Below are 14,547 nucleotides of genomic sequence, written 5' to 3' on the forward strand. Positions count from 1 at the left end.
CAAGCGGCAAACTAAGCCTCATTAGTGATGTGGATGATGTTGTCGAAAAAGGTCAGAAAGTTGCCACGATAGGATAAGGTTTAGGAGATTCAGATGATAGATGCAGATGCAGATACAATTAAAATAACGCCCCTTAAAGGTTTGAGAGGCATGATAGCTAATAACATGCGACGCAGTCTTGATGAGGCAGCACAGCTGACACATCATGCCGTATGTTCAGTAGAAAATATGTGGTTACGGAAAGAAAAAATGGCAGAGCAGGGGATGAATATCTCCATTGAAGATCTGCTTGCGGATTACCTGGTTCGTACGCTTAAAAAGCATCCAACGATGAATGGGCGCATAGAAGATGGTGAGATACGTGTATACCGTAATATTGATTTGAGCTTTGCAATTGGGTTGCCTGGGGGGAAGTTGATGGCACCTGCGGTCTTTGCCGCAGACCAGAAAGATATCCAAGAACGAGCTTTAGCACGGCGCGATGCTTTGCAAAGAGCTAAAACCGGTGGTCTGACTGTATCTGAAATGACGGGTGGTACCTTTACTTTAACTAATATAGGGCGAAGCCGAGTTAGGTTCTTTACACCGATTATCAATTTACCCCAGTTAGCTATTTTAGGTGTAGGTGAAACGTACACTGAATTAGTGATTGATAACGGACAGTTAGCTGAAAAAAGAATGATGGGGTTATCACTGACCTTTGATCATCGCGGCATTGATGGCGCACCGGCCGCTGACTTCCTATCGGACCTTTGTCAGGAAATTGAAAGTGAATAGCCTAGTAACCGCAGATTATAGGCGTATCGCTAAGATTAAAGTGTCTACGCCTATGCATATCTCTTCTGGGCTGGATCTTGAGCACAGCTTATTGGATCAAGTCCTTAAGGGGGATGCTCAATGTGGTTACGCACTTTGGCGGAGTAAGCAGGCTTTGGTTGTACCTAAAAGTGCAACCCATCGTGAAAACTTTGAACAAGCCTGCGACTTTTGCGAAACCCAGGGCTGGCCCGTTGTTGTAAGAAGCACGGGCGGCGAGCTAACGCCTCAACATGAAGGCTTTATCAATTTATCCATCGTTTTAAAGTGCAAAAAAAATCAATTAAGCATTAAAGATAGCTATCAGGTTATCTGCCAAGCAATCATTCAGTGGTTAGGGCAGTATGGCATCAAAGGAAGTTGCTCATCGATTGATGGTGCTTTTTGTGACGGCGAATTCAATGTGGTGATTGATGGTAAAAAGTTGGTGGGTACTGCTCAACGGTGGAAAAAAATTACCGACCCCGCTGTGAGAGATGATGGCAGTGACATGGCTTTATTAATGCACGCAGTTATTTTATGTGATGGTGATCTACCCTCGATGTGGAATATATCTAATGCATTTTATAAAACCTGTAATTTAAAACCTTTTATTGTTGATAATAAACATATTGCGCTGTCACAGCTTCTTAATGACCATGGGGAATCGTTTGTTTTAAAAATGCTCGATAGCCTGGATGTTACATTGAGTAAATATATTGATGATTTTTCCGATGAGCATTTTAAATAAATGCGCTAATGTATTTTTCTTTTTACTGTGAGGTAAAAAGTTGGAGGTATTATGAATAAAAATAAAAAACCATTATTCTCGTTCAGGAAGTCTAGCCAAGATGTTTCTGATACACCTTGCACTGATCGACGTGAGTTTTTAGCTAAATCAGGTAAGTTAGCATTAGGGGCTTCCGCTATTGTAGTGGGTGGTGGTTTATTTTCCCCAAACAGTTTTGCCGCTAAAAAAATAGGCGCAGATGCAAACGCAACATTACTAAAACTTGCGCGTGATATTTATCCTCACGATACGTTAGAAGATAAATATTATGTTCAAGTCATGTCTCCAATGGCTGATGCCGCAGAAAAAGATGCTGAGCTTTTTAAATTGCTCGCAGAGGGTGTCACATTATTAGATAAAACCTCAGTTGATAAATATGGGGTACCTTACTCCCAAATAAAAACTGAGCAGGAGCGCGTTATCGTTCTTAAAATGCTAGAACCTACACCGTTCTTCCAGAAGATCAAAGGTGCTTTGATGATGGGCATCTATAACAACCCAGAGATATGGCCTCGTTTTGGTTATGGGGGTTCAGCTTGGGAAAAAGGCGGTTATATCAACCGCGGTTATGATGCAGTTGATTGGCTTTGAGCAACGGGAGAATAAATATGTCTGCAAAATTTGATTTAAATGACGATAGCTTGGTCGTAATCATCGGTTCTGGTGCTGGCGGAGGCACTTTGGCAAATGAGCTCGCGCAGAAAGGTATTCGGTCGGTTGTTCTTGAAGCGGGTAAGCGCTTTAAAATGGATGATATAGAAAACGATGAATGGAAGATGTTTGGCAAAATCTCGTGGCTAGATAAGCGCTATGTGGTTGGACCAGCACGTATTGCAGAGGATTTTCCAAACCTACCCGCTTGGATCGTTAAAGGGGTAGGGGGGGCCACTATGCATTGGGCGGGTGTAGCGATGCGTTTTCAGGAACATGAGTTCAAAATGAAAACGACCAACGGTACGGTGCCGGGTGCCAATGTTTTAGATTGGCCTGTCTCGCTTGAAGAGATGGAACCTTACTACGTGAAAGCTGAGAAAAAGATGGGTGTGTGTGGTACCGAAGCTACAGGCATGCCCTATCACGGTAAGAGTAGCCATTACAAAGTGGTTGCTGAAGGCGCTAAACGTATTGGCGCGCGGTGTGAACAAGCAAAATTAGCGATCAATACCGAAGTGCGTGATGGCCGTCCTCCTTGTCAAGTCAATGGTTTCTGTATGCAGGGTTGCCGTATTGGTGCGAAATGGTCAACGATGTACACGGAGATTCCAAAAGCGGAAGCAACCGGTAATGTTGAAGTGCGTCCCCAGTCCATGGTGCTGCGCATTGAACATGACAAAACAGGTAAAGTAACGGGTGTTTTATACGCGGATAAAGATGGCAACCAGCAGCTGCAAAAAGCACGTGTTGTAGCGGTAGCCGGTAACTCCATTGAATCACCACGTATGCTGCTTAACTCTGAATCCTCTATGTTCCCTGATGGGTTAGCTAACTCCTCTGGTCAGGTGGGTCAAAACTATATGACCCACACAACTGGCGGTGTTTACGCCGAGTTTGAAAAACCCGTACATATGTATAAAAGTACCGTTGTGCCGGGAATTGTGCATGAATGGAAGGGTAATGACCCTACTCGTGGGCATCTTGCAGGCTATGAATTGGAAATCCTTCATTTAGGTTTACCTTTTATGTCAGCTTTCCTTAATCCTGGTAAAGGTGGCTGGGGACGTGAGCTGGCTGATTCTTTAGCTAATTACGGTAATATGGCAGGTTTTTGGATCTGCGGTGAAGATATGGCGGTTGAATCAAACAACATAACACTGCATGCAACTGAAAAAGACCAGTATGGTTTGCCTGTCCCTGTTGTTTATAAAACAGACCATATTAATGATACGCGCATGCGTAACCATGCATACGATCGCTCAAAAGAGTTGTTCGATGCGGTTGGGGCACTGAAAGTGAATAATTTGCCTCCGTACCCTGCCAGCCATAATATGGGCACAAACCGTATGAGTGAGCATGCACGTGACGGTGTGGTTAACCGTTGGGGACAAGCTCACGATATTAAAAATCTGTTTGTATCAGACGGTAGCCAGTTCACCTCAAGTGGTACTGAAAACCCGACACTAACGATTGTTGCGTTGGCAATACGACAGGCTGATTACATTGCTGATCAGATGAAGCGTAAAGAGATTTAAGATTGGATCTGTAAAATTGGTGTAAACCTTTCAGCACGCCTTCGGGCGTGCTTTTTTGTATTACCGGAGTATACCTGGCTCATTGTGATGGCCCTACTAATATAGGTGTCTACCTCTACCTCTACCTCTACCTCTACCTCTACCTCTACCTCTACCTCTACCTCTACCTCTACCTCTACCTCTACCTCTACCTCTACCTCTACCTCTACCTTGGCGTATAGGCCTTGTCATAAGCGTTGAGCGCACCTTGTTGAAGGGTCATGTTGTCGCTCGTGGCGCTGCCGTTAATCTAAGCGTATTAGGCGCTTATTTGTTGTAGTTGAATAGAGGCTATGCTGAAGATAGGTGATGTGCCTGTGGAGCGCTTACTGTGGCTGTCGAGATGAAGTTTATGGTAGCGGCAAGGTGAAAAAAAACCGGTGACGTTTAAGCACCGGTTTTTAGTGAGTCATCGTTAACACAGGCTGGCTTCATTGCTTGGGGGCGACGAAGTTAGTCAAGCTAGACTCTTACGCTAAAGATGCTTGAAAATAAGCGACGTTTAAGCACTTATTGTCAAAACCAAGGCTTACATCAACACACGCTTATGCTTGGGGGGCGAAGCGACTGTTCTTGTTGCCTGAGTCTCTCAGCGTATTGAACTAGGCGACGTTTAAACACCTAGTTCAGATAGCGTTTTAGCGGCTGGTTACCGCTTGGGGGCGAAATACCAGTACGATAAAACCCTATTTCTAGCAGCAAAAATCAGCGACGTTTAAACACTGACGTTTAGCTTAACCTAGGTATATTAAGATATGTTCATGCCGTGGAGGCAACGAAAATAGCAAATCTACATAGGCCTCTAGAACTGGAAAAACTAGCGAGTTTACCTCGCTAGTTTTTGGTTGGGGTTATGGCCAAGCGGATAACTCAGAAGGGGGTGAGCAATCTACTTGGCAATAGTTAGCCCCTGTTTTTCTTAGAAAGCGAAGTTAACACCAATGTTGACCAGTGTTGTTTTTTCACCCACAGGCGCAGGTGTTGCTACAATAGAGGTCGCATATTGTGAAATAGTACTCATGCCTGCATCGGAATCGACATAAGCCATTTGAGCGTACAGGATTGTAGAGTCGCCCATCGTGTATTCGTTACTAAGTACTAAAGACTTCGTTTCTGCACTTGTCGTAGGTGCATTATCTTCATTGATGTAGTAAGCAACAGTAGCCGTATGTTTCGCGGCCCATTTCCAATCGACACCCATGCCTAGCGCATCAAGGTCGAGGATCTCGTTACCGTTTTGATCATTATTTTCAGTGTTCATATAGTTGATCTTAAAGGTAAGATCACCCAGGTTGTAGGCAGCACCGGTTGCCCAGCTGGTGACTACATCTTCACCTGTTTGTTGGTCATGCATATTTTGGTATGAACCCGATAATGCTAGAGGACCCGTTGTATATGCCGCACCGATAGCGATGACATCACCATCTTTCTGTGAACCTTCTTGTCCACCGAAAGAGTAGAGTACGCCAAAGTCTAAGCCATTGATGTTATTGCGGTATTGAATCGCATTTTTGAAGAAAATACCTACATCGTTATTGGCGTTACGACCACCTGAACCGGTGTTGTTTATCGTGGAGAAGTATTGGCTGTAAGCCCAAGCATAAAGGTTAGAGAACTGCTCTTTAAAGATGCGTGGTTCCGTTGCTAGGTGGGCAAGTAGGGCAGGACCGTATTGGCGACCCGCGATGACGGTACCCCAATCACCGGTCAAACCTAAGTTAGCTTGACGACGGAAAAGAATATCGCCGCTGCCATCATCGGCATCCGCTGTTGTTGTGTCACCCGTCCCATGGAACATACCGGTATCTAGGTCGAAATGGGCCTCAAGGTTAAAGAACGCCTCCATGTCATTATCTAAACCGCGGCTGCCTTTAAAGCCGATAACGGTCTGGCGTAAGCCACTTGTTTCAATACCGAGTTTTTCGCTTCCGTTCGTAGAAACGTTATCTTGGTACAGTGCACCGATATCTAAGATACCGTACATCGATAATTTAGTAGAATCTGTTTCACCGATAAGAATATCAGCAGATACAGTGTTTGCAGTGGTGGCTAGAAGAATCGCAGCTGCCAGTGTTTTAACTGGACTAACCATACCAAGCTTGGCTTGGGATACCTTCTTAACGTTCATATAATTACTCCCCAATGGAATTTTATAATTAGATTTATCAACGGGTTTTCACTCAAAGTTCTTTTTTATAAAAATGCTTTGATGTGAAATTGGCTTATCATCAATTCACTGGGGTTAGAGCATTTTATGTGCCAATAGGTTTTTAATTTATATTTCTATTCTTGAAATTCTTTATTTTTCAAGCAGTTATTATTGTTTTTTTCTAATCTAATAAAAAAATAAAATAGCGCGGATTTTAAGCGTAAACTTAGATAGGTAAAGGTGTTTTTTTAGCTGAGGGTAGGCGAGTTGTTTTTTATTAAATTTTTATATATCAAGTGGTTATGTTGATTTTACAAAGGATATACGTGGTTTTAACAAGGATGTTATAAGGGCTTTTTTAGGCGGTTTTGTATCAAATCGAGAGGAGGGGTAATAAATTCCATAAAAAACCTATTTTTGAAACAGTTTGTTTCAAAATTTGAATCACTTTGTTTCGCCAGTCTTATTTGTGAAACGGGAAATATGTGTGTTGTAGACGTTTAAAGGGTTAAGGCGTTCTGTTTTTATATCGATAAATACCTTAATTAGGCTGATGAGTTTTGCGTTTAGCCCTGAGCTATAAAGCTACTTAGTCGTTCAACCTACCTGTAATTACTAGGCTTAACTGCTATAGAGTGTTTATTTCGTTAAAAGTTGCATAGGTTTTTATTTTTTTTGGTCGGTTTGTCGCATTTTTAGATACGGTATGTTGCATTTTATAGGCAAAAAAACCTAACATTATTATAAAGTCTATATATATCAATGTGTTGAGTTATTTGGCACTAGCTTTGCTTTATGTATAGCGTTAGTGATGACGCTCTACTCTAGCTTGGTGGTTGCTGTCGCCAAGTTTTTTTGCTCGGTACATCGTACGTAATATCTCTCCTCACCCATCTCCCTTCAGGGTGTTTTATACGATCTACCGAGCGTTTTTTTTCTTCTTACACGTCTAGTGTGCTGGCGATAATGTTGTCGGCTTGTTTTTCCCGTTTATTTTTTCTTTTTGTATCAGCGACTTCTATAGCACATAGGGTTGGATTGTAGTTGATCACGATACACTCTAAGCACTGCACGCACTCCTTCATGTCGATATCCCCCTCTTTACTAATGGCGTCGATTTCACAGTTAACGCGACAGTTTTGGCAGGGCGTTCCACACTCCGCACGACGTGTAAGCCAGTTAAAAATAGGAAATGCGCCTAATATTGCGAGGCTGGCACCGAGAGGGCAAAGGTAGCGGCAATAAAATTTGTGCACTTTCATCGCTAAGAGCAGAAGGATCAGTGCGTAGATAACGTATTGCCACTCACGTATAAAGTAGAGGGTAATGCTAGTTTTGAAGGGTTCTAGCTCAGCTAAGGTTTCACCTAAAGCTAGGGAATAGAATGTAGTACCGATGATGCTTATTAATAAAACATACTTAAGTTTTTGTAATCGGTTATGCCATGTCGGTTTGATCTTCCAGCGTTTTATCTTCAGCTTAGTTGCGAGTATCCCCGCAAACTCCTGGAGGGCGCCAAAGGGACACAGCCAGCCACAAAAAAGACCACGGCCAAAGAAAATTAAGCTAATGAGTACATAACACCATAGGATTGAGATAATAGGATCTAATAGGAAAGAGGTTAAAGAGGCTCCCTCCATCCACAGGTGCTGTACAGTCAAGAGGTTAACAATGCTGAGCTGCCCTTGAGCGTAATAGCCGATAAAGAAAAGGGTAAACGCGAGGTAGCCCAACCGTATTTTGTGGAATATTTTAGGGTTAAGTACTGCATAATGCTGATTCAAAAAGAGCATCGTTAAGAGCACTAAGCCTAAGGTTAAAAGGGCAATCTCATTTTGTCGTTGTTGCCAAAGCTTTTGCCATAACGCTAACTCGTTGGCTTCTTGATTAAGCTCAGCCGTGAAATCCCCCGCAGGTAGTTGGAAATCGTCATATAAATTAATACCTGGACTTGCCTTGAATATCATTTTTGTACGCGCGAGTGGGTCGAAGGTGGCTACCGGTGGAATCCTGTATAAGGCAACCTCATCCCAGCCGGACGCTGGTAGCTCTTTACTGATATCAAAGTCAGGGACTTTCTTGCGTATAACGTCTGTATTACGTTGTTTTAAACCGAGGAAGTTGGAAAAGGGTTGTTGTTTCCAGAGACCTTTACTGAAGAGTAAAACGTACTGATCGCCTTCAGTTTTATAGTTTAGCCAATCTTGGTAGCGCGCGTCAGGTAGAAGGTTTTTGGCCACGAGTGGGTGGCTAAAGTAGGCGGCATAAAGCTCTGCGAGAGGAGGCTGATTCTCTATTGAAACCGGCTGGCTCGGATACCCTAGTTTTTTATCACTGATTGCGGCGTTTATCTGTTGTTTATAAATAGACCAGTGTTTAACTAACCCTCGCTCAACCAGCTGAGATAAGCTCAGCTTTTCGAAATGGTCCATTTTGGGAATATAGTGTGATTGGGACGCGTAGCCCGCAAGTTCTTTCGCTTGTGCAACGGCGCGTGCCGCTTTCGTAATGGTCTTATTTATTGCGTTAGTGGTGACGGTAGCGCTAGTGATGCCGTCAATATAGGTGCTTTTTCCGCGTCCCTTTAGGGTTTTCTGATTATCTCCGCGGATATAAATGTTATTAGATGCAGGCACGTCAATTAATTGCTGCATGTAGTTTACTAATCGCTGAGGGCCGTCACCTTTCATGAAGATAGGTTCATAATGATCGATGACAACAAAACCGGTATAGCGCCCTTCAGGGCTAAGTCCAATCATGATATCAATAGGTTTTCCGCCGTATCCGCGGACGGGGAAGATCTCGGCCGTCTGAAACGCATAACCTACGATATCTGAGAAAAGGTAAACGGGGATAATACTTAAATCTTTGTCGTCTTTATCTATATGGCTGGCGGTGGGGAACAGCACCTGTAGTTCTGGTGTGAGCGGCATATTCACCGCACTGCTATAAGAGCTAACCAAAAGGCTTGAGCAAATTAATATGAATCGACAGAGCGTCAATAACGCATTACATACAAAATTCATCATCGCACCTTTTGATCATCTCTAGGGCAAGCTTAGGTTTTACTTATCTATTTGATGGAGTAAGCGATCAGCTTGCCTTTCATCATATGGGGGATAAGTAATAACTTTTTGCTGCGAAGATAGAGGATATCAGCGGTGCCTTGTCCTAAGTCGAGTAGGGTATTTACTTGACCATCGTTTGATACTTGCATGAGCTTCCCTTGCATCCAGTCGGTGACAAGAAAGGTTGTATCATCTTGTTTCGCTAGACCGTCTAAGTTACCTATAGGGGAACCGTCAGCGAAGTCAGCGATGCTTTTATCTTTTGATGAGATGACAAGTAGATGGCCCGGTACATCGGTTTTCCAACCATCAGTAGGTTTACCCCAGCTACCGACAATTAAATGCTCATTGTCGATATAAAGCCCATTTGGATTGTCGAGCTTTTTATCTTCCAACCAGATCTCTAATTGGCCGCGGTACAGACGATAGATGCGGTTAGTGGAGGTATCGGTTACATAAATTATACCGCTTCTATCTATCGCGACGTCGTTAAGGAAATGCTCCCCATCTAGCGTAAAGCGTTTGGTTATCTTTGCGGTTTCTACGTCGATGACGAGGAGTTCGTTAATGTCTGCTACAAATAGGTTTTTACCAAAGATAGCCATGCCTTTAGGGGCATTTAGACCGTCAACCCATTTAAGCTTTTCGATTTTCCCATCATTGGCGATCAGTGAAATAAAACCATTGCCATCTTTAGCACTCGGTTCGCCATTGATGTTAGACACGTACAGTGAGCGGCGCATAATGTCATAAGCGACAGATTCTGGCTGTTTGAGTTCAGCTTTGCTTTGCCATTGTTCCGTTAAAACAAGTTCATCCGCAGTCACTGTATTACTTAGTGGCATTATTAATGTAAATAATAGACTAGCTGTGATTTTTTTAATCATTTTTGGCTCCATCTAAGTAGTGGATTAATGGGAAACTGTTTGTGCAGCTTTCAGTGCTTGCGCTTCTGTGAGGCTACAAAATTTCTTTTTAGCTTCGGGCGTAGATACTGCGATAGAGAGACCTTGTGAGATACCTTCTTGGTAACGTTCTAAATCGCTTAGCATCGCGAAGCGATAGAGTTTCCAATCATCGTCATTCATTTTGCGAGCAACCTCAGTCGCTGCTACATTTTGAGTGCCTGAAACGACAAATGAATCATAAATTGCACGTTTTAGGCCGGTATCCGATAATTTAAGTTCATCTGCAAGCTCGTCTAAACCACACCAGTGCAGTGTTGGTTCAGCCTTGATCTCATTGCCATGGGTTCTAATCATTTCATCGAAGATTGCTTGCTGGAATTTAATCAACTTCGGCGCGTTGTCTGTCGCTTCCTGTTGTTGGTCTGTATCTGCGTTTGCCATAGTGCAGCAAACGGCAACGCTACAGCAGAGAATAGATAAAAGCTTATTCATACTTATCCTTTATTATTGTTTTTATTCGCGCTATCAAAGCGGAAGGCGAAACAAAAAGAGTGTTTAAAGTTCGTTGATGATCGCATTCATCTTGTTTAAGTAAACGCTTTCAGGAATAACGCCTTGCTCATAAAGTGATTTAACTTTTTTCAATCGAGCTTCAACGGAGTTAGGGTCAATAGTCGGCGCGGCTTTTTGAGCCTCTACCGCTTTTGTTGCGTTTTCTAAACGTTTTAGGCGCTCTTCAATGGCTGACTCTTTACTTGTCAGTTCATTTTTTTGTATTTCAGATAGGTATTTGCTTTTGATCTTTTCCGCGTGGTTTTCAGGTTGTTGATAGTTGTATTGGTGCGCTAACTTAATGCTTAACCAATCTGTACGATTGTTAACTAAAGAAGCACCAGGGAATGGTTTAAGTTTCCAGTCATGGCTCGCTTCTTTGTTAACGTTACCTGTTGGAAGTTTAAAGTTTGCCAGTTCTACATTGGATGCAAAACGGCTGTTACTGACGCCTTCCCCTGAACGGATATACTTCTTATGTAGGTCAACGTGAACTTCACCAAAGAGCAGGTTGAGAGCGTTGTCTTGGATAAAAGCGGTACCGCTAATGGATAAGCGCTTATCGCCAAAATACACATCTCTAAAGTCTGAGATAGAGAAGGTGACAGCTTCGTTTGCTGAGGCTTTAGTTAATGCATTACTAATGCCTTGTGCTAACAGGTCGATCTCTTTATCCGTAAAGATACGAGTATCTTTACTCTTTGAGCTGCTAGATATAATAGACGTTAGGCTATTTTGTTGCTTGGCGCCTATTTTTAATTGGCTCAAGATTCTTGCGAGCTTCTGTGTTTCAACTTTATAAGGGTGGTTCGCATTAATTGAGGCAGCGTCAGAGTTGATCGCTATATAGTCGTTACCTTCCTTCCAGAGCATTTTTGTTGCTGCTTGGCTTGTTGTAAAGGGAAGGGCGAGGGCTGGAATTAACATCAGTTTAAGTAAAGTGGCACGATTCACGGCAATGGTCCTTTTATTATCTTTCTAGTTTTAACCTCATAACGCAAAAGATATGCCACCGTTTCTATATTGGCTGTTAATCCTATAGGAGGGTGCTGTATTCAGCGTAATTACAGGGCTTGGGGCCGCTATGTTAATAAAAAAGGGAGCCGATGGTGCCACAGGACGTTTATATACTGTTGTGCAAAAGCCACACCTGTTATCCATTCGGCGACAACTGTTGCATTTATTGATTTGTGTGTGGTTTTTGTTGAAGTTGGCTTTTTTTACCTAGGCTTGGTGTGTCTCTTTTGTTTGTTTTTGTTGTTGGATATATCGTTAAGCTTTTGTTTTTAAAGTATTATTTCTTATCTTGCTGGCTGTCGCATTTGTGCAACGCTTGTTGTGGACAGTTGTCTTTTTTCTTCCAAATAAAATGGCGTCATTGTTTCTGTTTTTCTTGCTCTCTATTTTATTTTTAAAAATAAATCCATTTAAAATCATATAGTTATGATTTTGTTTTATGCCTTCTTGAAATTTTGGCTCACCCTTTGCATTTTCAGGCATAACCAGTCACGAGCTTTCTATAAGTTTGGCGGCTTGAAAAATAAAGATAACTAAACGGTGAGATAAATCGTGGAACGTAGATCATTTTTAAAATCATGTGCATGTATCGCAGCTGTTGGTGCTACAGAAGGATTATCTAGTCGCGCTGAAGCAGCTTCAAAGAAACCAGAAAATATGCGTCCAGTTCCAGGAGACCAGCTTGTTGTTGAGGACGGTCACGGTAATGCGCGCGTTATTTCCGCATCTGAGTTGAAATTAGAAGTTCAGCAAATCTTAGCGTTTCCTCAGGATCCAAAAACCGGCGTTATACGAAGCGGCTCTCGCTTTAATAAGGTCATGGTTATGCGTCTTAATCCTGAACTTATGGATGAAGACACTAAGAAAAATTCGGCGGAGGGTGTCGTCGCTTATTCTGCTATTTGTACCCATCAAGGGTGCGATGTGAACTCATACATTGAAGAGAAGAAAGAGTTTTTCTGCTTCTGTCATTACTCAAGATTTGATCCATACGCTGCTGGCCAGGTCACTAACGGACCTGCTACTCGCAAGTTAGCAATGTTACCGATCGAAATTAAAGACGATTTTATTATCGTTAAAGAACCGTTTACACGTAAGCCCGGTTATAAAAAATAAGTTTAAACAGAGTCTCTATTCCCCGGTTGGGGTTCCCTAAGAAGACAAATAAAAACAAACAGGAGTGAGCTATATGTCATTAGCTAAACGATTTGGGGCACTTGCCATTGCATTGGCTGTTACGCCTGCTGCGTTTGCAGTAGGCGGCGCAACCGCTGCAAAGTCAAACCCATTGACAAACTATAATCCAGTTACTGAAGCTAGGTTGCAAAACCCAGAACCAGAAAACTGGCTTCAGTGGCGTGGTACTTATGAAGGTTGGACGTATAGTCCATTAGACCAGATTAATGCCGATAACGTTTCTGATTTGGTACCTGTATGGTCCTATTCTACAGGTGAGTTAGAAGGTCACCAGGCGCCACCAATCGTAAACGATGGTGTTATGTTCATCTCTACGCCTAATAACCAAGTTATTGCGCTTAACGCTGAAACAGGTGATGAGCTTTGGCGTTATAAGAAAGAGATTCCAGAAGAGCTTTTCCAGTTGCACCCAACTAACCGTGGTGTAGGTCTGTATGGCGATAAAGTATACATGGCTGCGACTGACGCATGTCTTGTTGCTTTGGATGCTAAAACAGGTGAAGAAGCTTGGGTTACTTGTGTTGCTGATTGGCAGGACGGTTACTATATGACGTTGTCTCCGCTTATTGCGAAAGGCAAAGTTATGGTCGGTGTTTCTGGTGGTGAGTATGGTATTCGTGGCCATATCACAGCTGTTGATGCTGAAACGGGTAAAATCGAATGGAAAACTCATACCATTCCTGCTCCAGGTGAGCCAGGTAGTGAAACATGGAAAGGCGATGCTTGGAAAACAGGTGGCGCGTCTGTGTGGATCGCAGGTACATATGATGCCGATATGGGTGTAGCGTTCTACGGAACGGGTAACGGTGGTCCTTGGATGCCTGATACTCGTCCAGGCGATAACCTATATGCTAACTCTGTTGTTGCGATTGATGTTGCAACCGGTAAATTAACCGGTTACCACCAGTATCATCACAACGATGCTTGGGATTGGGATGAAGTGTCTCCGCCTGTAATTATTGACTACAAGCATAAAGGTAAAAACATTAAAGGCCTAGTTCATGCGGGTCGTAATGGTTACCTATGGACGCTTGAGCGTAACAAAGATGGTTCTATCGATTTCGTTGATGCAGAAAAATACGTGAAACAGAACGTATTTAAGAGTATCGATCCTAAGACCGGTCGTCCAACTTATGATCCTGCACACACTCCAGGTACAGGTAAAAAAGTTACTTTCTGCCCATCTCTATGGGGCGGTAAAGATTGGCCACCTGAAGCATACAACCCTAAAACAGGTCTTTTCTACATCCCTGCACATGAGAACCTATGTTCTGAAATGGGCGGTGTAAAACTAGCACCTCGTAAATCTGGTGAGTTGTATATCGGTGTACCTATTGCTGACATCCTAACTAACATCCGTTTAGCGGATGGCGCTGAAGACCACATTGGTGAAATTCAGGCATGGGATCTTAAGAAAGGTAAGAAAGTTTGGCAGTTCAACATGAAAGAGATGAACTGGGGTCCGTTACTAACTACTGGCGGTAACTTGTTGTTCTCTGGTGGTTCTAATGACCGTATGTTCCGTGCTCTAGATGCGCGTACTGGTAAGAAACTATGGCAGTACCGTGCTAACTCAGGCATCACTGCAGTACCTTCAAGCTGGAGTGTAAATGGTACACAGTTCATTGGTGTTCAGGCGGGTTGGGGTGTAGACGCTCAACGTATGCAGGGTGCATTCGATGCTGTAATGGATCATACAACAACAGTTCCACAGGGCGGTGTACTACACGTATTCGCACTTAAGAAAAATGCAGATAAATTGATGGAAAAAGCGGCTAAGTAAGCAGCCAATCCATCCCCCAGAGCCAGGTTAGCGGCTAACGCCTTTAGTACTAACCTGGCT

The 14,547-nt window shown here is 43.0% G+C and carries 12 protein-coding genes; 6 read left to right on the top strand and 6 right to left on the bottom strand.

All coding sequences use genetic code 11. The features are described 5' to 3' along the window. Positions 1-93 precede the first annotated feature (93 nt). Genes A3773_RS16000 through A3773_RS16015 form a run of 4 tightly spaced genes read left to right on the top strand, consistent with a single transcriptional unit; the run spans position 94 to position 3,774 of the window. Positions 94-777: a 2-oxo acid dehydrogenase subunit E2 gene (locus tag A3773_RS16000; protein WP_067988230.1), complete on the top strand. Its 684-nt coding sequence runs from the start codon at positions 94-96 to the stop codon at positions 775-777. Further along, the gene (locus A3773_RS16005) at positions 770-1,546 is read left to right on the top strand and encodes a lipoate--protein ligase family protein (RefSeq protein WP_067988236.1); all 777 of its coding nucleotides are present in this window, start codon (positions 770-772) and stop codon (positions 1,544-1,546) included. Before A3773_RS16000 ends, A3773_RS16005 begins: the two co-directional genes overlap by 8 nt. 51 nt (positions 1,547-1,597) lie before the next feature. Beyond that, positions 1,598-2,176 carry a Twin-arginine translocation pathway signal gene (locus A3773_RS16010; RefSeq protein WP_067988239.1) on the top strand — a complete coding sequence of 193 codons (579 nt, stop codon included), beginning with the start codon at positions 1,598-1,600 and terminating at the stop codon, positions 2,174-2,176. Between the two features lie 17 nt (positions 2,177-2,193). Next, positions 2,194-3,774, top strand: a complete 1,581-nt coding sequence (locus A3773_RS16015) for a GMC family oxidoreductase (RefSeq protein ID WP_067988242.1) — start codon at positions 2,194-2,196, stop codon at positions 3,772-3,774. Positions 3,775-4,732: 958 nt separating this feature from the next. Here A3773_RS16015 and A3773_RS16020 read toward each other — a convergent pair. The 6 genes from A3773_RS16020 to A3773_RS16045 all read right to left on the bottom strand — a co-directional run bounded on the left by A3773_RS16020 (position 4,733) and on the right by A3773_RS16045 (position 11,990). Then, a complete protein-coding gene (locus A3773_RS16020) occupies positions 4,733-5,941 on the bottom strand; it encodes a porin (protein ID WP_197462810.1) in 1,209 nt (402 codons plus the stop codon). A 962-nt stretch (positions 5,942-6,903) separates the two neighbouring features. After that, entirely contained in the window at positions 6,904-8,991 is a 2,088-nt protein-coding gene (locus A3773_RS16025; protein ID WP_082800663.1) for a 4Fe-4S binding protein, read from the bottom strand. 44 nt (positions 8,992-9,035) lie between these two features. Then, entirely contained in the window at positions 9,036-9,917 is an 882-nt protein-coding gene (locus A3773_RS16030) for an SMP-30/gluconolactonase/LRE family protein (RefSeq protein ID WP_197462812.1), read from the bottom strand. 24 nt (positions 9,918-9,941) lie between these two features. Further along, complete coding sequence (locus A3773_RS16035) at positions 9,942-10,430, bottom strand: hypothetical protein (RefSeq protein WP_067988257.1); 489 nt, start codon at positions 10,428-10,430, stop codon at positions 9,942-9,944. 63 nt (positions 10,431-10,493) lie between these two features. Further along, on the bottom strand, positions 10,494-11,444 hold the full coding sequence (locus A3773_RS16040) for a hypothetical protein (protein ID WP_067988260.1): 951 nt from the start codon (positions 11,442-11,444) through the stop codon (positions 10,494-10,496). Positions 11,445-11,762: 318 nt separating this feature from the next. Beyond that, a complete protein-coding gene (locus tag A3773_RS16045) occupies positions 11,763-11,990 on the bottom strand; it encodes a hypothetical protein (protein WP_067988263.1) in 228 nt (75 codons plus the stop codon). A 69-nt stretch (positions 11,991-12,059) separates the two neighbouring features. Between A3773_RS16045 and A3773_RS16050 the strand changes: the two genes are divergently transcribed. Together A3773_RS16050 and A3773_RS16055 are read left to right on the top strand one after the other, a co-directional pair. Beyond that, positions 12,060-12,623, top strand: coding sequence for a QcrA and Rieske domain-containing protein (locus A3773_RS16050; RefSeq protein WP_067988271.1), 564 nt, complete (start codon positions 12,060-12,062; stop codon positions 12,621-12,623). Positions 12,624-12,696: 73 nt separating this feature from the next. After that, positions 12,697-14,487 (top strand): PQQ-dependent dehydrogenase, methanol/ethanol family, encoded by a 1,791-nt coding sequence (locus A3773_RS16055; RefSeq protein WP_067988277.1) that lies wholly within the window; start codon positions 12,697-12,699, stop codon positions 14,485-14,487. Positions 14,488-14,547: the final 60 nt, after the last annotated feature.

This window comes from Neptuniibacter pectenicola (assembly GCF_001597735.1).
Taxonomy (GTDB): Bacteria; Pseudomonadota; Gammaproteobacteria; order Pseudomonadales; family Balneatricaceae; genus Neptuniibacter; species Neptuniibacter pectenicola.